The 21540-nt window shown below is 71.8% G+C and carries 21 protein-coding genes; 6 read left to right on the top strand and 15 right to left on the bottom strand.

The features are described from left to right. The gene (locus IG02_RS0103890; RefSeq protein ID WP_030741844.1) at positions 1–459 is read right to left on the bottom strand and encodes an Lrp/AsnC family transcriptional regulator; all 459 of its coding nucleotides are present in this window, start codon (positions 457–459) and stop codon (positions 1–3) included. Positions 460–521: 62 nt separating this feature from the next. On the opposite strand from IG02_RS0103890, the gene IG02_RS0103885 reads away from it, so the two are divergent. Then, a complete protein-coding gene (locus IG02_RS0103885; protein WP_078854180.1) occupies positions 522–1409 on the top strand; it encodes an AzlC family ABC transporter permease in 888 nt (295 codons plus the stop codon). After that, positions 1402–1743, top strand: a complete 342-nt coding sequence (locus tag IG02_RS0103880; protein WP_030741840.1) for a branched-chain amino acid transporter permease — start codon at positions 1402–1404, stop codon at positions 1741–1743. Before IG02_RS0103885 ends, IG02_RS0103880 begins: the two co-directional genes overlap by 8 nt. Before the next feature lie 19 nt (positions 1744–1762). Here IG02_RS0103880 and hemB read toward each other — a convergent pair whose 3' ends face one another. Beyond that, entirely contained in the window at positions 1763–2752 is a 990-nt protein-coding gene (gene hemB, locus IG02_RS0103875; RefSeq protein WP_030741839.1) for a porphobilinogen synthase, read from the bottom strand. Between the two features lie 152 nt (positions 2753–2904). Beyond that, positions 2905–3627, bottom strand: a complete 723-nt coding sequence (locus IG02_RS0103870; protein WP_030741836.1) for a TetR/AcrR family transcriptional regulator — start codon at positions 3625–3627, stop codon at positions 2905–2907. 152 nt (positions 3628–3779) lie between these two features. Between IG02_RS0103870 and IG02_RS0103865 the strand changes: the two genes are divergently transcribed. Continuing rightward, entirely contained in the window at positions 3780–4811 is a 1032-nt protein-coding gene (locus IG02_RS0103865; RefSeq protein ID WP_030741834.1) for a medium chain dehydrogenase/reductase family protein, read from the top strand. A 152-nt stretch (positions 4812–4963) separates the two neighbouring features. Here IG02_RS0103865 and IG02_RS0103860 read toward each other — a convergent pair whose 3' ends face one another. The 5 genes from IG02_RS0103860 to IG02_RS0103840 form a co-directional block, all read right to left on the bottom strand. Beyond that, positions 4964–6631, bottom strand: a complete 1668-nt coding sequence (locus IG02_RS0103860) for a uroporphyrinogen-III synthase (RefSeq protein ID WP_030741831.1) — start codon at positions 6629–6631, stop codon at positions 4964–4966. Beyond that, complete coding sequence (gene hemC, locus IG02_RS0103855) at positions 6628–7605, bottom strand: hydroxymethylbilane synthase (protein ID WP_030741828.1); 978 nt, start codon at positions 7603–7605, stop codon at positions 6628–6630. The genes IG02_RS0103860 and hemC overlap by 4 nt, the downstream gene beginning before the upstream one ends. Next, positions 7602–9017: a glutamyl-tRNA reductase gene (locus IG02_RS0103850; protein ID WP_030741826.1), complete on the bottom strand. Its 1416-nt coding sequence runs from the start codon at positions 9015–9017 to the stop codon at positions 7602–7604. The genes hemC and IG02_RS0103850 overlap by 4 nt, the downstream gene beginning before the upstream one ends. Then, positions 9014–9805 carry a redox-sensing transcriptional repressor Rex gene (locus tag IG02_RS0103845; protein ID WP_030741823.1) on the bottom strand — a complete coding sequence of 264 codons (792 nt, stop codon included), beginning with the start codon at positions 9803–9805 and terminating at the stop codon, positions 9014–9016. Before IG02_RS0103845 ends, IG02_RS0103850 begins: the two co-directional genes overlap by 4 nt. 385 nt (positions 9806–10190) lie before the next feature. Beyond that, positions 10191–10469, bottom strand: a complete 279-nt coding sequence (locus IG02_RS0103840; RefSeq protein WP_030741822.1) for a glutaredoxin family protein — start codon at positions 10467–10469, stop codon at positions 10191–10193. 151 nt (positions 10470–10620) lie between these two features. Between IG02_RS0103840 and IG02_RS0103835 the strand changes: the two genes are divergently transcribed. The 3 genes from IG02_RS0103835 (at position 10621) to IG02_RS0103825 (ending at position 14575) form a co-directional block, all read left to right on the top strand. Beyond that, the gene (locus IG02_RS0103835; RefSeq protein WP_030741820.1) at positions 10621–11586 is read left to right on the top strand and encodes an HAD family hydrolase; all 966 of its coding nucleotides are present in this window, start codon (positions 10621–10623) and stop codon (positions 11584–11586) included. A gap of 481 nt (positions 11587–12067) precedes the next feature. Beyond that, positions 12068–12871: an ECF subfamily RNA polymerase sigma factor, BldN family gene (locus IG02_RS0103830; RefSeq protein WP_030741818.1), complete on the top strand. Its 804-nt coding sequence runs from the start codon at positions 12068–12070 to the stop codon at positions 12869–12871. A 453-nt stretch (positions 12872–13324) separates the two neighbouring features. Then, on the top strand, positions 13325–14575 hold the full coding sequence (locus IG02_RS0103825; protein WP_030741817.1) for a DUF5667 domain-containing protein: 1251 nt from the start codon (positions 13325–13327) through the stop codon (positions 14573–14575). 115 nt (positions 14576–14690) lie between these two features. On the opposite strand, the gene IG02_RS0103820 is transcribed toward IG02_RS0103825, so the two are convergent. The 7 genes from IG02_RS0103820 to IG02_RS0103790 all read right to left on the bottom strand — a co-directional run bounded on the left by IG02_RS0103820 (position 14691) and on the right by IG02_RS0103790 (position 21352). Beyond that, entirely contained in the window at positions 14691–15974 is a 1284-nt protein-coding gene (locus IG02_RS0103820) for a lysophospholipid acyltransferase family protein (RefSeq protein WP_030741815.1), read from the bottom strand. Continuing rightward, positions 15967–17013, bottom strand: coding sequence for an NAD-dependent epimerase/dehydratase family protein (locus IG02_RS0103815; protein ID WP_030741812.1), 1047 nt, complete (start codon positions 17011–17013; stop codon positions 15967–15969). The genes IG02_RS0103820 and IG02_RS0103815 overlap by 8 nt, the downstream gene beginning before the upstream one ends. Before the next feature lie 309 nt (positions 17014–17322). After that, positions 17323–17421 (bottom strand): 30S ribosomal protein bS22, encoded by a 99-nt coding sequence (locus IG02_RS38680; RefSeq protein ID WP_003948845.1) that lies wholly within the window; start codon positions 17419–17421, stop codon positions 17323–17325. Between the two features lie 142 nt (positions 17422–17563). Further along, positions 17564–17776 (bottom strand): helix-turn-helix domain-containing protein, encoded by a 213-nt coding sequence (locus IG02_RS0103805; RefSeq protein ID WP_158712231.1) that lies wholly within the window; start codon positions 17774–17776, stop codon positions 17564–17566. 127 nt (positions 17777–17903) lie between these two features. Continuing rightward, positions 17904–18719, bottom strand: coding sequence for a phosphatase (locus IG02_RS0103800; protein WP_030741807.1), 816 nt, complete (start codon positions 18717–18719; stop codon positions 17904–17906). Between the two features lie 229 nt (positions 18720–18948). Beyond that, entirely contained in the window at positions 18949–20121 is a 1173-nt protein-coding gene (locus IG02_RS0103795; protein ID WP_030741805.1) for an acetoin utilization protein AcuC, read from the bottom strand. Beyond that, a complete protein-coding gene (locus tag IG02_RS0103790) occupies positions 20090–21352 on the bottom strand; it encodes an MFS transporter (protein WP_030741802.1) in 1263 nt (420 codons plus the stop codon). Before IG02_RS0103790 ends, IG02_RS0103795 begins: the two co-directional genes overlap by 32 nt. Positions 21353–21540 lie beyond the last annotated feature (188 nt).

Here is a 21540-nt window from a genome sequence, read left to right as displayed (position 1 = left end):
TCAGCCGTCCGACTTGATCGTCTTCATGGTCAGGTGCGACTCCATCCGCAGGACGCCGGGGAGCCCACCGAGCTTGGCGGTCAGGAAGACCTCGTAGGCCGCCGAGTCGGCGACGGCGACGCGGAGGAAGTAGTCCGGTCGGCCGAACATCCGGCGGAACTCGATGACCTCGTCATACGCCGACACGGTGGTCTCGAACGCCTCGATGGTCTTCTGATCGTTCGCGTAGACCTCGATGTCGACGAGGACTTCCAGCCCACGGCCGAGGGCGGCCGGGTCGATGGCTGCGCGGTAGCCGGTGATGACGCCGGCCTCCTCCAGCCGTTTGACCCGGCGCAGGCACGGGGGCGGGGTCAGGCCGACCCGCTTGGCCAGGTCGACGTTGGTCAGCCGCCCGTCCTGGCGCAGGTGAAACAAAATATCCCGATCGATGCGATCGAGCGTTACTTCATTACCCATGGCATCACTCTAGAGCCACAATCAGAAACCATATTCTGGCCATTTCATCCTAATATTTCCTCATGGGAACACCTCCGGCCGCCGTCGACGGCCCTGCTCCGCCTGCCCCCGCGCCCCCGCCCGCGCCCCGGGCCGCTTCCGAGGCGTGGGGCGCGCTCAAGGACTCCGGAGCCGTCGGACCGGCCCTGATCCCGCTCGGCATAGCCTTCGGCGTGGTCCTCACCCATTCCGGCCTCGACTGGTGGTGGGCGACGGCCTTCGCGGCGCTCGTCTACGCCGGCTCGTTCGAGTTCCTGCTGGTGGGCCTCGTCACCACACTCGCGCCGCTGGCGACCATCGGCCTGACCGCCTTCCTGGTCAACGTCCGGCACGTGTTCTATTCGCTGTCCTTCCCCCTGCACCGCGTCCGGGGCCGCGCGGCCAGGGCGTACAGCACCTTCGCGATGACCGACGAGGCGTACGCGCTGACCACGAGCGGGGCGGCGCGGACGGCGTCGGGCAGGCGCATCCTGTGGCTCCAGGGGTTCGTCCATCTGTACTGGGTCGCCGGCGCCACGATCGGGGCCCTGCTGGGCGCGGTGATACCCGACCGGGTCACCGGCCTGGACTTCGCGCTGACCGCGCTGTTCACGGTCCTGGCCCTGGATGCCGTACGGGCCGACCGCGATCTCCCGACCCCGGTCATCGCCCTGCTCAGCGCGCTGGTGGCCCGCCTCGTCCTCCCCGGCCGGCTGCTGCTCGTCGCTTTCGCCCTGTTCACCGCCGGGCTGCTGGCCCGGTACCTCCTCACCGCCAGGGCCAGGACAGGAGCCGAGCCCGGAACCGGGAGCGGAACCGGAACCGGGAGCGGAACCGAGAACGGGAGCGGAACCGGGAGCGGGAACGGGAGCGAAGACGAGCCCCGGGCCAGGAACAAGACCGGCGACGAGAAGGATCTGCCCCGTGCCTGAGACACCGGACACGCCGTACCTGCTCGCGGCGGTCGCCCTCTCGGCCGCCGTCACCTGGGGCCTGCGGGCCCTCCCCTTCGCCGTCCTGACCCCGTTGCGCGCCAGCAGGACCGTCCACTACCTCAGCACCCACATGCCGGCCGGCGTGATGGTGATGCTTCTCGTCTACTGCCTGCGGGATCTGCCCCTGGCCGATCCCCCGCGCCTCCTCGCCCCGCTGTCGGCACTGGCCGTCACCGTCGGCCTGCACCTGTGGCGCCGCAACGCGCTCCTCAGCATCCTGGCCGGCACCGCCGTCCACGTGGCCCTGGCCAGCACCGTCTTCGCGCCCTGACCGGACCGGGCCGCGCGGCCTACAGCCGCCCCGCGACCTCCGTCGCCCAGTACGTCAGGATCATGTTCGCGCCCGCGCGCTTGATCCCCGTCAGCGTCTCCAGGATCGCCGCGTCCCGGTCGATCCAGCCCTTCTCGGCCGCCGCCTCGACCATCGCGTACTCCCCGGAGATCTGGTACGCCGCGACCGGCACGTCCGCCTCGTCCGCGATCCGCGCCAGCACGTCGAGGTAGGGCAGGGCCGGCTTGACCATGACCATGTCCGCGCCCTCCTCCAGGTCGAGCGCCAGCTCGCGCAGGGACTCGCGGACGTTGGCCGGGTCCTGCTGGTAGGTCTTGCGGTCGCCCTTGAGCGAGGAGCCGACGGCCTCCCGGAACGGCCCGTAGAACGCCGACGAGTACTTCGCCGTGTACGCGAGGATCGAGACGTCCTCCTTGCCGATCGTGTCCAGGGCCTCCCGGACGACACCGATCTGGCCGTCCATCATGCCGCTGGGCCCCACCGCGTGGACGCCCGCGTCGGCCTGGACCTGGGCCATCTCGGCGTACCGCTCCAGCGTCGCGTCGTTGTCGACGCGGCCCTCGGCGTCGAGGACCCCGCAGTGGCCGTGGTCGGTGTACTCGTCGAGGCACAGGTCGGACATGATGACCAGGTCGTCGCCGACCTCCGCCCGCACCGCGCGGATCCCGGCCTGGAGGATCCCGTCGGGGTCGGTGCCCGCGGTGCCGTTCGCGTCCTTCTTGGACTCCTCCGGGACGCCGAAGAGCATGATCCCGGAGACGCCCGCGGCGGCCGCGTCCGCGGCGGCCTTGCGCAGCGTGTCCAGCGTGTGCTGGACGACGCCGGGCATCGCGGCGATGGGAACGGGCTCGCCGGCCCCTTCCCGTACGAAGGCGGGCAGGATCAGGTCGGCCGGGTGCAGCCGGGTCTCGGCGACCATGCGCCGCATCACCGGGTTGACTCGCAGGCGGCGCGGGCGGGCGCCGGGGAAGGATCCGTACACAGTCATGGGTCGATCGCCTTCTCGGTGTCGCGTTTCACAGGCTTCTCAGCCGTACGGGCCCGGCCGGCCGTCGGACCCCCTCCGACGATAGACCCGCTCCCACCGTCCCTTTACCGACACCTCGACCGGAAACGCCCGCGCGGCCCCGGCCGGCTCCGTCAGTCCCGCAGCAGATCCTCCAGCTCGGCCTCGAAGAGCAGCGCGGGGTCGAAGTCCATACCGGTGAACTGGCCCGCGAGTTCCAGGGACAGCACGCCGTGCAGCCGGGTCCAGAAGGCCATGGTCCGACGGAGGGCCGCCGGTGGGGCGGGGTGGCCGGCGGCCCACTGCCGGTGGTCCGCGAGGTGTTCCTCGAACGGCGCCGCGGGCCGGTCCGAGGTTGAAGCGGGCCGGTCCGAGGTTGAAGCGGGCGGGTCCGAGGGCAGTTCGGACCAGGCGTCGAGGAGGACCGTCACGATCTCGACGGAGATCGCGGTGGTGTCGTCGGGCGCGTGGTAGCCGGGCACGGGGGTGCCGTAGATGAGGAAGTAGCGCTGGGGGTCGGCCAGCGCCCAGTCGCGCAGCGCGTGCGCCAGCGCGGCCACACCGCCGCCGGAACCGGAAGCGCGGACCGCCTGGAAGGTGTCGGCGAGGCTGCGGTACGCGTCCCTGATGAGCTCGGTCATGAGCTCGTCCCGGCCCGCGAAGTACCGGTACAGCGCGGGTCCGCTCATGCCCATGCGCTTGGCGATCGCGTTGAGCGAGAGCGCCGAGGCGCCCGACGTGGCGATCTGCTCCCACGCCCGTTCCTTGATCTCCGCGCGCACCTGGGCGCGATAGCGCTCACGCGGGCTCTTCGCACCCGCTGCCGTACCCGCCGCCGTCGTGCCCGGTTCCGCCATGGCCTGCCGCCTTTCCACAGCCGTGCGAGGGTGACCCCATCTTCCGGTTAGAACCTATCACGAACGTTATTGACACTCTCTCCGGCGATGAGTTAGAACTTCTAACGGCAGCAAGCAGCGATAACGCGCCGAGCGGCGCGGTGGAGGTCGTCATGAACGCCGAAGGACTCGTCGAGGTCGTCCTGCCGGGCAGGGTCGAGCCGGAAGGGCTCCGGATCCGGCACGGAGCCGTGCCCGCCCCCGGCCCGGGGCAGGTCCTGGTCCGGATGGAGGCGACCGGCATCTCGTTCGCCGAACAGCAGATGCGCCGGGGCCGCTACTACGACCAGCCGCCGTTCCCGTTCGTGCCCGGCTACGACCTGGTCGGCACGGTGGCGGCCACCGGCGAGGGCGTCGACGCGGGCCTGGCCGGCGTCCGGGTGGCCGCGCTGACCAAGACCGGCGGCTGGGCCAGCCACGTACTCCTCGACGCGGCCGACGTCGTGCCGGTGCCCGACGGGATCGGCGCGGCGGAGGCGGAGACCCTGGTGGTCAACGGCATCACCGCCTGGCGGATGCTCCACCGCACGGCCCGCGTCCGCCAGGGACAGACCGTCCTGGTGCTGGGCGCCAACGGCGGCGTCGGCTCGGTCCTGGTCCAGCTGGCCCACGCCGCGGGCGCGAACGTCATCGGTACGGCGTCCGCGCGCCACCACGACGCCCTGCGGGAACTGGGCGTCCACCCCGTCGACCACCGCACCGAGGACGTCCCCGCCCGGGTCCGCGAACTCGTCCCCTCAGGCGTCGACGCCGTCTTCGACCACGTCGGCGGCGCGGGCATCGTCGACTCCTGGCGTCTCCTCGCCCCCGGCGGCACGCTCGTCTCCTACGGCACCGCCTCCACCCGGGACGACGAGGGATCCAGGCAGTGGCCCGTCCTCAAGCTGCTCGGCCGGGTCTGGCTGTGGAACGCCCTGCCCAACCGCCGCCGCGCCCACTTCTTCAACCTCTGGGCCGGCCGGTCCCTGAACAAGAACCGGTTCAGGTCCCGGCTGCGCGCCGACCTCACCCAGGTCTTCGCGGCCCTCGAACGCGGCGACGTCACCCCCCGGATCGCCGCCCGACTGCCGCTCGCCCGCGTCGGCGAGGCCCTGCGCCTGGCCGAGTCCGGCACCGTCGCCGGAAAGGTCGTACTTAACCCTTAGAGGTCGCGCGGAGCCCGAACACATCCCCACCGCCACACAAAGGCAGAACGAGACAAAGGCAGGACGAAACAGCCGTGCGGCGCCGCGCGGGACTCACCCGCGCGTCGCCGCACCGCCGTCACCTCATGTGGGCACGCCACGCCACCGGCGCGTCACGTCGTCGACGTCGAACGCCTCCGCCGTCCGCCCGGGCGCCGCTCGCTCGGCCGGGTCACCGGCTCGCCGGCCTCCTTCGCCGCCTCCCGGCGCTGCGTGCCGAACGCGGCCAGCGCCTCCGCCAGCCTGTGCACCGACGGCTCCGGCGAGAGCACGTCCACCCGCAGCCCGTGCTCCTCCGCGGTCTTCGCCGTCGCCGGTCCGATACAGGCGATCACCGTCACGTTGTGCGGCTTGCCCGCGATGCCGACCAGGTTGCGCACGGTCGAGGACGAGGTGAAGAGCACCGCGTCGAAGCCACCGCCCTTGATCGCCTCACGGGTCTCCGCCGGCGGCGGCGAGGCGCGCACGGTGCGGTACGCCGTGACGTCGTCGACCTCCCAGCCCAGCTCGATCAGCCCCGCCACCAGGGTCTCGGTGGCGATGTCGGCCCTCGGCAGGAACACCCGGTCGATCGGGTCGAAGACCGGGTCGTACGGCGGCCAGTCCTCCAGCAGCCCGGCCGCCGACTGCTCGCCGGACGGTACGAGATCGGGCTTCACGCCGAAGTCGACCAGCGCGGCGGCCGTCTGCTCGCCCACCGCGGCGACCTTGATCCCGGCGAAGGCGCGGGCGTCGAGCCCGTACTCCTCGAACTTCTCCCGCACCGCCTTCACCGCGTTGACCGAGGTGAACGCGATCCACTCGTAGCGGCCGGTGACCAGGCCCTTGACCGCGCGCTCCATCTGCTGCGGCGTCCGCGGCGGCTCGACCGCGATGGTCGGCACCTCCTGCGGGACCGCGCCGTACGACCTGAGCTGGTCGGAGAGCGAGGCGGCCTGCTCCTTCGTACGGGGCACGAGGACCTTCCAGCCGAACAGCGGCTTGGACTCGAACCACGCGAGCTGGTCCCGCTGCGCCGCCGCGCTGCGCTCACCGACCACGGCTATCACCGGCCGCCGTCCCTCCGGCGAGGGCAGCACCTTGGCCTGCTTGAAGACCTGGGCGATCGTGCCCAGCGTCGCGTTCCACGTGCGCTGGCGCGTGGTCGTACCGGCCACGGTGACGGTCATCGGCGTGTCCGGCTTGCGGCCGGCCGCGACCAGCTCGCCCGCCGCCGCCGCGACCGACTCCAGAACGGTGGAGACGACGACCGTGCCGTCGCTCGCGCCGACCTCGGACCAGCAGCGCTCGTCGGCCGTACGGGCGTCGATGAAGCGCACGTCCGTCCCCTGCGCGTCCCGCAGCGGCACCCCGGCGTACGCGGGCACGCCGACGGCGGCGGCCACCCCGGGCACGACCTCGAAGGGGATGCCGGCGGCGGCGCAGGCGAGCATCTCGGTGCCCGCGTCGGCGTCCAGCCCCGGGTCGCCCGAGACCGCACGCACCACCCGCCTGCCGCCCCGCGCGGCCTCCATGACAATATTGGCCGCATCCCGGATCGCGGGGATTCCGGCGGTTGTTGACGCTTCGTCAACTACCGGCAGCGCGGGGGTACTCACGCCCGCCCTGGCATGGCGGCGCACAACGTCGAGCACATCAGGTTCGGCGATCAGTACATCCGCTCCCGCGAGCGCCTCGACGGCGCGCAGAGTCAGCAGGCCCGGATCTCCGGGGCCGGCACCGAGGAAGGTGACATGCCCCGATGCGGAGCAGGCCGGACGGTCAGAGGTGGTGGGGCTCAAAGTGCTCGCTCCCCCATAAGACCGGCCGCACCCTTGGCGAGCATCTCGGACGCGAGCTCGCGACCGAGCGCGACGGCGTCGCCGTGCGACATGGGTACGGGACCGGTGGTGGACAGCTGCACCAGCGTCGAGCCGTCGGTCGTACCGACGACACCGCGCAGGCGCATTTCGTTGACAACCTGTCCGTCGGCCAGCAGGTCGGCCAGCGCGCCCACAGGGGCGCTGCAGCCGGCCTCCAGGGCGGCGAGCAGGGATCGCTCGGCGGTCACGGCGACCCGGCTGTGCGGGTCGTCGAGTCCGGCGAGCGCGGCGGCGAGGTCCACGTCGACCGCGGCACACTCGACTGCCAGGGCCCCCTGGCCGGGGGCGGGCAGGACGGTGTCGACCGACAGGAAGTCGGTCACCTCTTCCGTCCTGCCGATGCGGTGAAGCCCGGCGGCGGCGAGCACGACGGCGTCGAGCTCCCCCCTGCGGACATAGCCGATCCGGGTGTCGACATTCCCCCTGATCGGAACGGTTTCGAAGGCGCGGTCCCGGCTGCGTGCGTACGCGCCCAGCTGGGCCATCCGGCGCGGCGCCCCCGTACCGACGCGCGCGCCGGCGGGCAGCTGCTCCAGGGTCAGCCCGTCCCGCGCGACCAGCACGTCCCGCACGTCCTCACGGACGGGCACGGCCGCCAGCGTCAGGCCCTCGGGCTCGGTGGTGGGCAGGTCCTTGAGCGAGTGCACGGCGAAGTCGACCTCGCCGCGCAGCAGCGCCTCGCGCAGCGCGGTCACGAAGACGCCGGAACCGCCGATCCGCGCCAGGCTCTCGCGCGAGGTGTCGCCGTACGTGGTGATCTCGACCAGCTCGACCGGATGCCCGGTCAGCGCGCGCACCTCCTCGGCGACGCGCCGCGACTGGGCGAGGGCGAGCGGACTGCGCCTCGTCCCCAGTCTCAGCGCCCTGTCGGGCTTCCATGCCTTGTCGGTCATACTCGCCCTCTGCCTACACCGTCGGTGTCATTCAGGTCGGCCCGGCTGACGGCGGCGACCGTCTGCGGGTCGAGGTCGAAGAGTTCGCGCAGCGCGTCCGCGTACCCGGCGCCGCCGGGCTCGCCGGCGAGTTGCTTGACCCGCACGGTGGGCGCGTGCAGGAGCTTGTCGACGACGCGGCGCACGGTCCTGGTGATCTCGGAGCGCTCCTTCTCGCCGAGGCCGGGCAGCCTGCCCTCCAGCCGCGTGACCTCGCTGCGCACCACGTCGGCGGCCATGGCGCGCAGCGCGACCACGGTCGGGGTGATGTGAGCGGCGCGCTGGGCGGCGCCGAAGGCCGCCACCTCGTCGGAGACGATGGTCCGCACCTGGTCCACGTCGGCCGCCATCGGGGCGTCGGCGGACGCCTCGGCCAGCGACTCGATGTCCACGAGCCGGACCGCCGCGCCGAGGCGGTGCACGGCCGCGTCGACGTCCCGGGGCATGGCGAGGTCGAGGAACGCCTGCGGCTCCGCGCGCCCCGGCCCGTCGGCGCCCGCCGCGGCGCCCGCCGCGGCGGCGGTACGCGCCGTACGCTCCGCGAGCGCGGCCCCGACCATGTCCGCGGTCAGCACCAGGCCCGTCGCGCCGGTGCAGGACACGACGATGTCGGCGTCCGCCAGCTCCTCGGCCAGGGCGCCCATCTCCACGGTGCGGGCGCGCACGCCCGTGGAGCCCGGCTGGGTCAGGATCTCCACCAGCCGCTCGGCGCGCGCCGCCGTGCGGTTGGCGACGGCGATCTCCGCCACCCCGGCCCGGGCGAGCGTCGCGGCGGCCAGCGAGGACATCGAGCCCGCGCCGATCACCAGCGCGTTCTTGTTCCGGGCCCAGTCCGCGACGGGCTCGCCCGCGGCGAGCTGCTCCAGGCCGAACGTGACGAGCGACTGCCCGGCCCGGTCGATGCCGGTCTCGCTGTGGGCGCGCTTGCCGACCCGCAGGGCCTGCTGGAACAGGTCGTTCAGCAGCCGTCCGGCGGTGTGCAGTTCCTGGCCCGCCGCCAGGGAGTCCTTGATCTGGCCGAGGATCTGGCCCTCGCCGACGACCATCGAGTCCAGACCGCAGGCCACCGAGAACAGGTGGTGGACGGCCCGGTCCTCGTAGTGCACGTAGAGGTACGGCGTGAGCTCGTCCAGGCCGACGCCGCTGTGCTGGGCGAGCAGCGTGGACAGCTCGGCGAGCCCGGCGTGGAACTTGTCGACGTCCGCGTACAGCTCGATGCGGTTGCAGGTGGCGAGCACGGCGGCCTCGGTCGCGGGCTCCGCGGCGAGCGTGTCCTGCAACAGCTTGACCTGCGCGTCCGGGGCGAGCGCGGCGCGCTCCAGCACGCTGACCGGCGCGCTGCGGTGGCTCAGGCCGACGACCAGGAGGCTCATGCCGGCATCACCGCGGGGACGTCCCCGTCGGGCCCCTTCCGGCTGGCGGCGACATCGTCGGCCGCGGCCTCGATGGCGGCGTCGTCCCGGGCGACGGCGGGCAGGGCCGCCTCGGCCGCGGCGTCCTCGCCGGCCTTGCGCTGCTCGTGGAAGGCGAGGATCTGGAGCTCGATGGAGAGGTCGACCTTGCGCACGTCGACGCCCTCGGGCACGGACAGGACCGTCGGCGCGAAGTTCAGGATCGAGGTCACGCCGGCGGCCACCAGTCGTTCGCACACCTGCTGCGCGGCGCCCGCGGGGGTCGCGATGACCCCGATCGAGACGCCGTTGTCATTGATGATCTTCTCCAGCTCGTCCGTGTGCTGGACCGGCATCCCGGCGACCGGCTTCCCGGCCATCGCCGGGTCCGCGTCTATCAGCGCGGCCACCCGGAAACCGCGGGAGGCGAACCCGCCGTAGTTGGCGAGCGCGGCGCCGAGGTTACCGATCCCGACGATCACGACCGGCCAGTCCTGGGTCAGCCCCAGCTCGCGGGAGATCTGGTAGACGAGATACTCCACGTCGTAGCCCACGCCGCGGGTGCCGTACGAACCGAGGTAGGAGAAGTCCTTCCGCAGCTTCGCGGAGTTGACCCCGGCCGCGGTCGCCAGTTCCTCGGAGGAGACCGTGGGTACGGAGCGCTCGGAGAGAGCGGTGAGCGCCCGCAGATACAGCGGGAGCCTGGCGACGGTGGCCTCGGGGATTCCTCGGCTACGGGTCGCCGGTCGGTGAGTTCGGCCAGTTGCCACGGTGCTCCTGCGGGATGAGCGGGGCTGCAGGCGGCCGTATGTCCCAGGACCGCCCCGTCGAATGCAGGCTATGTCTTTGTGAACGCGTGCACAAAGATTGTGTCCGCTTTGTCCGAGCAAAGTGATCGGGCTCACGCGACTGGATCCCGCCAACACGGAACCAGCCAACGCATCAGCCCGTTGCACACACGAAGGGGGCAAAACCACGCACACTCCTCACGAACCCGCCCCCGAGACCACCCCGGAGTCTTTCCGGGGACCGCTCCCCGGAAACCGCCCGAGGTATTCGGTCCCCCGTGGCGCACGTCATGCCCATGCCGTCACCCAGCTCCGCCCACCGCGCCGCCCTCCTCCCCGTCGCGGACACCGTCCCCTCCGCCGGACGTCAGCCCTCCAGTTCCTTGCGCAACCGGTCGGGATCCACCCGCCAGAAGGTGTGCTGCTCGCCGTCCACCAGGACAACCGGAATCTGCTCCCAGTACCTCCGGTGCAGTTCCTCGTCGAGGGTGATGTCCTTCTCCTCCCACGACGCCCCGGTCCGCGCGCACACCTCCTCGACGACCGTCCGGGCGTCGTCACACAGATGGCACCCCGGCCTGGAGACGAGCGTCACCACCCGCTCGCCCGGTTTCTTCTTCGTCGTGCGCCGCAACAGTGGACTCATGGCCCCCATTCTCCGCCCGCGCAAGGCCCCCGGCCGCCGGTTGTCCACAGCCCGCGGTCGATCAGCGGATTAACGCACCGGTCGCGGAGAGTTCACCCCTCGGCATGCCCACCCGTCAGGAGGCACCGAACGGACTGGCTATGCTCACGCTATGGCCGCACTGGGATGGCTCACCCCTCGTAGGCGCTCCGCCACAGCCCGGAGCGTGCTCGCGGGCGAGGCCGCAGCCGAGGCTGGACTCAAGTCCACGCAGGAATCGCTGAACGTACTGACCACCGGGGCCGCCGGGGCCGGCGGCACCGCCGCGGACGAGGCCGCCGGGACACCGGACTTCCCCGTCGTCGGGGATGTCCGCGCCGCCGCTTTCTTCGACCTCGACAACACCGTGATGCAGGGCGCCGCGCTCTTCCACTTCGGCCGCGGCCTGTACAAGCGGAAGTTCTTCCAGCGCCGCGAGCTGGCCCGGTTCGCCTGGCAGCAGGCGTGGTTCCGGCTCGCCGGCGTCGAGGACCCCGAGCACATGCAGGACGCCCGCGACAGCGCCCTGTCCATCGTCAAGGGCCACCGCGTCGCGGAGTTGATGTCCATCGGCGAGGAGATCTACGACGAGTACATGGCGGCCCGCATCTGGCCCGGCACCCGCGCCCTCGCCCAGGCCCACCTCGACGCGGGCCAGCAGGTCTGGCTGGTCACGGCCGCGCCCGTGGAGACCGCCACGATCATCGCCCGCAGGCTCGGACTGACCGGCGCCCTTGGCACCGTCGCCGAGTCGGTCGACGGCGTCTACACCGGCAAACTCGTCGGCGAGCCGCTGCACGGCCCCGCGAAGGCCGAGGCGGTCAAGGCGCTGGCCGCCGCCGAGGGCTTCGACCTGGACCGCTGCGCGGCGTACAGCGACTCGCACAACGACATCCCGATGCTGTCGCTGGTCGGCCACCCGTACGCGATCAACCCCGACACCAAGCTCCGCAAGCACGCGCGCCGGCTCGACTGGCGGCTGCGCGACTACCGCACCGGGCGCAAGGCGGCCAAGGTCGGCATCCCGGCAGCGGCCGGCGTGGGCGCCATCGCGGGCGGCACGGCCGCCGCCGTAGCCCTGCACCGCCGCCGCCGCTGAGCCGCCACGGGCCGCGCCCGCCCGCCACCGTCGCCGGCGGGCGCGACACCCCGCCCCGCCGCCCACGCCCTCCCCGCCCCGACGACACGCGCGGCCGAAGATCGTTTCTCCACACCGCGTGAACGCTCCGGGCGAGCCCCGTACGCCCCCTCCGCGCGCCTCCGCACACGGATGCGCGTGTGCGAATCCGGTGTTCTGACAACCGGACGACACGCCGGTATCCCGGTCGTCACTCAGGCATAACCCATCGCCTCAGCAGGCAGATGTTGACGCAATCCGATCAATAAACGGTCACGATGTGCTACTAGATCCGCCTCCTAGGCGGCACGGAAGCGACGTAATCGATGATTTGAGCAACTGGGTGTAGCACTCCCTGTACGAAGCGTTATTCTCCTCAGACGCATACCGGACCCCACACGTCGCCACGGCGGGTGCACGGTCCCGCACTGCACGTGATGGAAGCTCTGCCTCTGGGAGTCCCGTGTACCCACACGTCGGGGTTGACGCCTCGGGCCTGGCTACGCTGCGCGCAACGGTCCTCGACCACTTGCGCGGCTTCGTCCCCACCGCGTACGCCGTCCCCGCCCTCGCCGCACCGGCCCCTGCCGTGAGCGGCCCGATCGGTCCTTGTTACGCCCTGGCGAACGGCGGTGCGGCGGTCGGCAGGCGAGGCGGCCGGAACAGCGCCGCCGCCTCCACCGCCGCACCGGCCGCCCGTCGGCCCACCGCCGACAGCGACAGCGCGCGCATGATGGAGCTGGTCGAGCGCGCGCAAGCCGGGGAGGCCGAAGCCTTCGGCCGGCTGTACGACCAGTACAGCGACACCGTCTACCGCTACATCTACTACCGCGTGGGCGGGAAGGCGACCGCGGAGGACCTCACCAGCGAGACGTTCCTGCGCGCCCTGCGCCGGATCTCCACGTTCACCTATCAGGGCCGTGACTTCGGCGCCTGGCTGGTCACGATCGCGCGAAACCTGGTCGCCGACCACTTCAAGTCGAGCCGCTTCCGACTCGAAGTGACCACGGGCGAAATGCTCGATGCCAACGAGGTCGAACGCAGCCCGGAGGACTCCGTCCTGGAGTCGCTCTCGAACGCCGCGCTGCTCGAAGCCGTACGGAAACTCAATCCGCAGCAGCAGGAGTGCGTCACGCTGCGTTTCCTCCAGGGCCTCTCGGTCGCCGAGACCGCCCGGGTCATGGGCAAGAACGAAGGAGCGATCAAAACCTTGCAGTACCGGGCCGTCCGCACCCTGGCCCGGCTGCTCCCCGAGGACGCCCGCTGACGCCCCGGCCGGTCCGGCGCCTCCCGGCCGGTCCCCGTCGGCGCCTCCCGGCCGGCCCCGGCTCGTACCCACGCGCAGGCACCCACCGGCCACAGACACACCCGCACCGTCCTCGCCCCGTTCCGCCTTCCGAACGCCGCCCTCCGCACGGCACCGCACACACCCCTCTCGCACCTCGGTCCTCGCCCCTCGTCTCCGTCCCGGCCGGTTCCGGTCCGTCCCGGCCCTCTCTCCAACGGACTCAACTCACCGTTGGTGACGCCCCGATGACGCACTGGTCCGATCATCCTCAGCGCGTAACCCAAGTGCCGCGCCGCTCGTTGTGCGGAATGCAGACTCCCTGCGGTCGCGTCATGTCCACAGCCACTCACTCACACGTGTGGTTGTGTGCGGGACGCGCAACCATCCGGCCCCCGGGGGAGTCGATCGTCATGACGAGAGGAGGTGCCGCCAGTGATCGCGAACGTTTCGGCACACCGGCGGGCGAACGCCTTCGCCCAGGCCCTGGAAGACGAGAAGGTCCAGGGCGCGGCGGCCGAACAGCCCGCCGAGTCGGCCGAACCGGCCGAACAGGGGCGGCTGTTGGCCCTGGCACGCGGCCTCGGTGAACTGCCGAAGCCCACGCTGGACCCCGAGGCCAAGGTGGTGCAACGAGCCCAACTCGTGGCCGCCATGGAAACCATGCTGCGAGAACGGGAGGGGTCCGCCACCACGGACGGATCCCCGGGCCCTACGGTGCCCGAGCAGCGAACCTCTGCCCGGAACACCCACCGCGCCTCGACCCTGCGGAAGCTGCGCCCGAGATCCCGCTGGTCCAAGGGAATCGCCGCCGGCGGGCTCACGGTCGGTGTGGCCGCGGGCGCCTTCGGGGGGGTGGCCGCTGCCAGTTCGGACGCCCTGCCCGGTGATTCGCTGTACCAGCTCAAGCGCGGCATGGAGGACTTCAAGCTCAACCTGGCGGACGGTGAGTCCGACCGGGGCGAGCTCTACCTCGACCACGCCTCGACCCGCCTCGGCGAGGCCCGTCGGCTGATGGAGCGCGACCGTTCCGGGCGGCTCGACCACGAGTCCCTGACGGAGATCCGGCGCACGCTCAGCGGGATGAAGCGCGACGTCACCGAGGGCCACCGGCTGCTCCGCCAGGCCTACGACAAGGACGGCTCGATCGCCCCGATCGCCACGCTCTCCTCGTTCTCCAGCTCGCACCGCCAGACGTGGAACGGGCTGCGCGACCGGCTCCCGGTCCAGCTGACCGACGTCGGCGACGAGGTGAGTTCGGTGTTCGACGCCATAGACGAAGAGGTCGCACCGCTCCGGTCACTGCTGCCACGCCCCTCGGAGACACACAGGGACGTGACGCACCCGGGCTCCTCCCAGAGCGCCCCCGGGTCCGGCCCGCCGGAGGAGCGGCCCGTGTCCTCGTCGCCCAGCCACACCGACGACAGCCGCCCCCACCGGCCCGAACGGCGCGAGCCCGCCGAGCCCTCGGCCCCCGACTCGGCCGGCACACCGGAGGAAGGCCTGCTCGGCGGCAGCACCGGCGGCCTCTTCGATCCCCCGGCGAACAGCGTCCCCCCGTCGCCCTCCGAGAACAAGGAGACCGACGAACACCAGGGAGGCCCGGCCCCGGACATCACGATCCCGCCGCTGCTCCCGGACCTGCTGCCCGGCCTCGGTCTCAGGTCCGGCGACTCGGACCAGTAACGGAACGGGCGCGGCGCTCCCCCACCGGGCGGCGCCGCGCCCCCGCGCCCGCGGGCCTCTCGGAAAACGACCTACAGAAGACGGCCTACAGAAGACGGCCTGCGGCAGACGGCCGTCAGAAGAACACCGACCGCCGCTGCACCAGCAGCTTGTACAGCGTGTGCTGAATCTGCTCCCGCACCTGGTCCGTCAGGTTGAACATCAGCACCGGGTCCTCCGCCGCCTCCGGCGGATAGCCGTCCGTCGCGATCGGCTCCCCGAACTGGATCGTCCACTTCGTCGGCAGCGGCAACGCGCCCAGCGGCCCCAGCCACGGGAACGTCGGCGTGAGGGGGAAGTACGGCAGCCCCAGCAGCCGCGCCAGCGTCCGCGAGTTACCGATCATGGGGTAGATCTCCTCCGCCCCCACGATCGAGCACGGCACGATCGGCGCCCCCGCCCGCAGCGCCGTGGAGACGAACCCGCCCCGCCCGAACCGCTGGAGCTTGTACCGCTCGCCGAACGGCTTGCCGAGACCCTTGAAGCCCTCCGGCATCACCCCGACGACCTCGCCCCGCCCCAGCAGCGCCTCCGCGTCCTCCGTACACGCCAGGGTGTGCCCGGCCTTGCGCGCCAGTTCGTTGACCACCGGCAGCACGAACACCAGATCCGCGGCCAGCAGGCGCAGATGCCGCTCCGCCGGATGGTGGTCGTGCACGGCGACCTGCATCATCAGCCCGTCCATCGGCAGCGTCCCCGAATGGTTGGCCACCACGAGCGCCGGCCCCTCCGACGGGATGTTCTCGACGCCCTTCACCTCGACCCGGAAGTAGTTCTCGTAGAGCGGCCGGATCAGCGACATCAGGACCTGGTCGGTGAGCTCCTCGTCGTACCCGAACTCGTCGACCTCGTAGTCACCGGTGAGCCGTCGGCGCAGGAACGCCAGGCCGCCCGCGAGCCGCCGCTCCCAGCCGCTCCCGTCGTCCGGTCCCCGCCCGGCCGGCAGACCGCCCGCCCCGGGCCCCTCCAGCGCCGCCGCGGCCTCCAGGACGGCCGCGGCGGCCGCGGACTCTCCTGACGCCGACGGCCCTCCTGACGCGCCCGACGCACCGTCACGCGCTTCCCGGGCTCCCCGCCCGTCCCCGGCGTCCTGTCCGTCCCGTACGCCCCGGCCCGGAGCGCCCTCCGCCCCCACGCCGACGCCGACGGCCTCGTCCGCCGCCCCGGCACCCGTGTCCACGCCCGGCTCCGGCTCCGGTACGGGCACCAGCGGCCCGGGCTTCCGGCCCGCCCCCTGGGCCTGCCCCGGCCCCTGCGGGCGCTTCGCGGCACTGTCCTTGGCGTGGGTCCGCCGGCCACCGGCGGACCCACGCCTCGCCCTCGGCTCCTCACCGAAGGGAATGACCTTGGCATCAGCCATGTCGGATGAGCTCCTTGCTGACGAGGGTGGAGAGCCGGTCGACCGTACGGGCCACGGTCTCGGGCGGCAGCAGCCCGTCCCCCTGACCGCGCGCGAAGTCCGCGAACGCCTCCGCGGTCGTGTACGCGGGTTCGAACCCCAGTGTCTCCCGCATCTGGACCGTACTGACGACCCGCCCATGGGTCAGCAGCCTGATCTGCTCCGGCGAGAAGTCGCTCACCCCGACCGTGCGCAGCGCCGTGCCCACCCAGTTCACGGCAGGCAGCGGCACGGGCACCGTGGGCCGCCCCAGCCGCCGCGAGCACTGCGACAGCAGCAGCACGCCGTCACCCGCGACATTGAACGTCCCGCTGTTGAGCGTGGCACGCCTCGGCTCGTCCGACGCCAGCAGCAGCACCTCCACGACGTCGTCCTCGTGGACGAACTGAAGGCGCGGGTCGTAGCCGAAGACCGTCGGCAGGACGGGCAGGGAGAGGTACTCGGCCAGCGGGGAGTCCGCCGAGGCGCCCAGGATGTTGGCGAACCGCAGCACGCACACCGCCACGTCGGGCCGGCGGCGCGCGAAACCACGTACGTACCCCTCGACCTCCACCGTGTCCTTGGCGAATCCGCCGCTCGGCAGCGACTTCGGCACGGTGGTCTCGGTGAAGACCGCCGGATCGCGCGGCGCCGAGCCGTACACGCTCGTACTGGACTTCACCACCAGCCGCCGCACGGCCGGTGACTTCTGGCAGGCGCCCAGCAGCTGCATCGTGCCGATGACATTGGTCTCCTTGACCGCCGCCCGGCCACCGGTGCCCAGCGGAGTGCCCGTCACATCCATGTGGACGACGGTGTCGACCGCGTGCTCGGCCAGCACCCGCCCTATGGCGGGCCGGCGGATGTCCACCCGGACGAATTCCGCGCCACCCAGATCGTGCTCGGGCGGAACGGCGTCCACGGCGATCACCCGGTCCACCCCGGGCGCACGTCCCACGCGCCGTACGAAACGGCCTCCGAGCTGCCGGGCCGCCCCGGTCACGAGCACGACCTTGCCCACGATCAGCGCCTTTCCCTCGTTCCGGCCACGGCCTCACCGTAGCGGGGTCACCGTAACCGCTCGATATCGCGCCGGGGTGACCGTACGCCGCGTCACGGGCCGATTCGGCCGAACAGAGCCGGACCCCGCGCCCCTGCCGCGGCCCGCCGTCAGGAGACCGCGCTCCTCCACCCGGCTGTCACGCGGGCCGGGGCCGGCACGCGGCTCTCCGCCCGGCACCGCGGCAGCGACACGGCGACACCCGACGACAACACCGCGGCCCTCCCACCGTGCCGGTGAGAGGGCCGCGAATGCACGAACAGCTGCCGCTTACTTCTTGTTGCGACGCTGAACGCGGGTGCGCTTGAGCAGCTTGCGGTGCTTCTTCTTGGCCATCCGCTTGCGCCGCTTCTTGATAACAGAGCCCACGACTACCCTCGCTCACTTCTCTTCACTCGGTGCGGGGCGTCTGGGCCCACACGACCTACGTCGGCCTAGCCTACCCGCCGCCGAGTGAGGGACGTAATCCGCGGGACGTCGCTGCCCCGTCCTGGTGCCACCGGGAGGGGCACTAGGCCGATTCCACCCCCACAAAGGACACGCGGAGGTACTCGTGAACCGCTTGCTCCGGCACCCGGAATGACCTCCCCACCCGGATCGCCGGCAGATGACCGCTGTGCACCAAGCGGTACACGGTCATCTTCGACACTCGCATCACCGCGGCGACTTCCGCCACGGTAAGGAACTTGACCTCGTTGAGAGGCCTCTCGCTGCCAGCAGCCATGACCCACCTGTACCTTCCGCACACGACGGCCACCGGCTTCCCCTCCGGTGACTCTTCGTCGCTGTGCGCTCACACCCAGAGTAGGGGCGGGTGATGCGAGTGGGGAAGAGGAGCAGCCATCGGCCCGCTACTGTGACAGACACGCCCGATTGAGTACATAGCGAGTAAGCGGGCGGTAGTAAGCGGACCGCACGGCGTCATCGACCGGCACGGCCACCGACACCCGTCCCTCCGCCTCTCCGACGAACAGCGCGGGGTCGTCCGTATCGGCCAGACCGATGGCCTCAATGCCCAGCTGACCTGCCCCGCAGACCCAGCCGTGGTCCCCGACGACCAACTCGGGGAGCGGCCCGCCGGCCTCCGCCAGACCCTCCAGGGCGACCCGTACCGGCAGCGGCGAATGTGTGTGCGCGCCGGTCGCACTCCCGGCGTGCACCACCCCCGGCTCCCGCACCAGCGCGACCCCCCGTACGTAGTCGAGGGCGTACGTGCGTACCCCGAACCGCGTCGTTATGTCGATACATCGCCCCTGCGCCGGGGTGAGGACAACACAGCCCGCCGCCGACAAAGCGTCTGCCAGACCTGCGTAGAACTCCAGCAGCCGGTGCGGATGCCCGGTCCCGAACAGCACCGGGGCGCCCCTCGTCATCACCCCCCGCAACCGCCGCGCGAACGCGTCCAGCGCGGTCAGCGTCCGCTCGGGATCGATGACATCGGGCCCGGACACATGGCCGGGATCGCCCGAGACTCCGCACTTGTCGGCCATCAGCCCGAGCAAGTCCCGTTCCCCCCATGCCCGTTCCGGATCGAGTCCGAGCATCACACGAGGATCACGGGCCGCGAAGAGACGGTAACTGCGCAGACTCGCCTCGCGCGAGGTCGCCACGGGTCCGGCCAGCCTGGCCGCCAGCAGATGCGCCCGCAGCGCTCCGGTGCTCAACACCCTGCTGATCCTGCCGGTCGGGAAAAGGGCGGGAGGGCGGAACGACGGAGACGCCGCACGGTTGGCGTAACGAGGCGACGCCCGCCCCGCTCTTCACCACTCCGCACGCCACGCGCCGCGCGCCGGGGTCCGGGGCCCGTGGCCCGTAGGAACATTCCGGCCGTACGCCGCGCCTCGGCCCGCCCGCACGTCGGTTCTCACAGGTCCTCACGGGTTCCTCACGGGTTCCTCACGCCAGGAGCCCCCGCAACGGGAACGCCGCCTTGCGCGCCGCCAGGATCGCCTGGTCCAGCCGGTCCGCCGGATCGTATCCGGCGTCCCACGGCTGCCACTCCGGCGTCCGCCCGTCCGTCATCCGGCCGGGAGCGAGCTGCCGGGTCCGTGCGTACACCGCGTCCCGCCACGACGACGGCACCGCCGACTCGGGCTCGACCGGAGCGTGCGCCGCGATCGCGACCAGATGCGTCCAGGACCGGGGCACCACGTCCACCACCGCGTACCCGCCGCCGCCGAGCGCCAGCCACCGGCCGCCCTCGACGTAGTCGTGCGCCAGGTCGTGGCAGGACGCCTGTACGGCCCGCTGCGCGTCGAGCGACACGGCCAGGTGCGCCAGCGGGTCCTCGAAGTGGGTGTCCGCCCCGTGCTGCGTCACCAGCACCTCCGGCCGGAAGTCCGCCAGCAGTTCGGGCACCACCGAGTGGAACGCCCGCAGCCAGCCCTCGTCCCCCGTCCCGGCCGGCAGCGCCACGTTCACCGCACTGCCCTCCCCTGCCCCGGCCCCGGTCTCCTCCGGCCAGCCGGTCTGCGGGAACAGCGTGCGCGGATGCTCGTGCAGCGACACCGTCAGGACGCGCGGATCCTCCCAGAACGCCGTCTGGACACCGTCCCCGTGATGGACGTCCACATCGACGTACGCGACCCGCTCCGCGCCCAGCTCCAGCAGCCGCGCGATCGCCAGGGCCGGGTCGTTGTAGACGCAGAAGCCCGACGCCGAGCCGGGCATCGCATGGTGCAGTCCGCCCGCGAAGTTCACCGCGTGCGCGGTCTCCCCGCGCCACAACGCCTCCGCGGCGCCGACCGACTGCCCGGCGATCAGAGCCGATGTCTCGTGCATGCCGGCGAAGGCCGGATCGTCGACCGTGCCCAGGCCGTACGACTGGTCGGCGCCCCGAGGGTCCCGCGAGGCCCGCCGCACCGCGTCCACGTACGCCTGGTGGTGAACGAGCCGGAGCGTGGAGTCCCCGGCGGCCGGCGCGGCGACCACATCCACCACCCGGTCGAGCCCGAACGCCCGCACCAACTCCATGGTCAGCGCGAGTCTCACCGGATCCATCGGATGGCTGGACCCGAAGTCGTATCCCGTTACTGCGTCATCCCACATCAACCGTGCGCGGCCGCTCATGCCCGCCACCGTATCGGGCGGGACCGGTCGCGAACGAGCGGGCGTAGCCGAGCGTCACCAGGACCATCACCATCGGTACGAGCATGGCTCCGCGATAACTCCACGCGTCCCCGAGCGCGCCCACCAGCGGCGATCCGATCAGAAACCCGACGTAGTTGAAGATGTTCAGCCGGGCCACCGCCGCGTCCCCGGCCGCCGGACCGTGCGCCTCGAAGGCCCGCCGCCCGGCGGCGGCGAAGGTCTGCGGCACGATCACGCACAACCCGAGCCCCAGCATCGTGAACCCGACGATCCCCGTCCAGGCCCCCGGCGCCAGCGCCACCACGGCGAACCCTGCCCCCGCCAGCACACTCCCGGCCCGCACGACGGCCACCGGCCCGAACCGCCGCACCCCCAGATCCCCGACCGCCCGTCCCAACAGGGTGGTGACCATGTACGCGTTGTAGGGAACGGTCGCCAACTCCTCGGAGCCGCCCAGCACGTCCTGGAGGTACTTGGCGCTCCAGTTCGAGACGGTGGAGTCGCCGATGTAGGCGAACGACATCACAAGACACAGCGGCAGCAACAACCGGAACGGCACGGAGGCGCCGGTCTCCTCGCTGCCACTGCCACTGCCGGTGCCAGTGCCAGTGCCACGACCACCGCCACCGCTCGCCGTCGGCTGCCCCGCATGGCCATGGACGTACCAACGGCTGGCGACGAGAGCGGCCGGCAGCAACACCGCCACCACCGGCAGGTACGACACGAGCAGCGACAGCTCCCAGTGCGCACCGCCCCACGCGAGAGAAGCCCCCGCGATCCCGCCCAGGCTGTACGCGGCGTGGAAACCGAGCATGATGCTGCGCCCGTACGCGCGTTGAAGACTCACCCCGAGCATGTTCATCGACGCGTCCAGCCCACCCACCGCCAGCCCGAACACCCCGAGGGCGACGGCGATCTGCCACAACGCGTCGCCGGCCCCGACACCGAGCAACGCCAGCAGGACGACGGGCTGCGACCAGCGCAGCACGACAGCCGGCGGCACCCGGGCGACAACTTTCTCGGCCACGACGCTGCCTGCCCCGGCGAGGACGGGAACCGCCGCGAGGAAGGCCGGGAGGAGCGCGTCGGATATCCCGTACCGGTCCTGGATGGCGGGGATACGGGTCACGAGCAGGGCAAAGGTCGCTCCTTGCGCGAGGAAGCTCAGCGCCAGAGAGGCCCGACCGTGCCGCAACCGCGCGTCTGTCATGGCCGGACAGCGTAGAGCGCTTCGCTACCGGTGGGTAGACGCGCGACGGGAGGGAGTGGGCCGGGCCGCGCCGTCCTGTAAACGCAGGCATGCCCCGCACCGAAGAAACCACAGGCTCCTTCAACACGGGGCATACCCACAACAATTGTTCGGCGGCGTCCTACTCTCCCACAGGGTCCCCCCTGCAG

Source organism: Streptomyces sp. NRRL F-5135 (assembly GCF_000719775.1).
Lineage (GTDB): Bacteria > Actinomycetota > Actinomycetes > Streptomycetales > Streptomycetaceae > Streptomyces > Streptomyces hebeiensis.
This window is presented reverse-complemented; position numbering and strand designations above follow the sequence as displayed.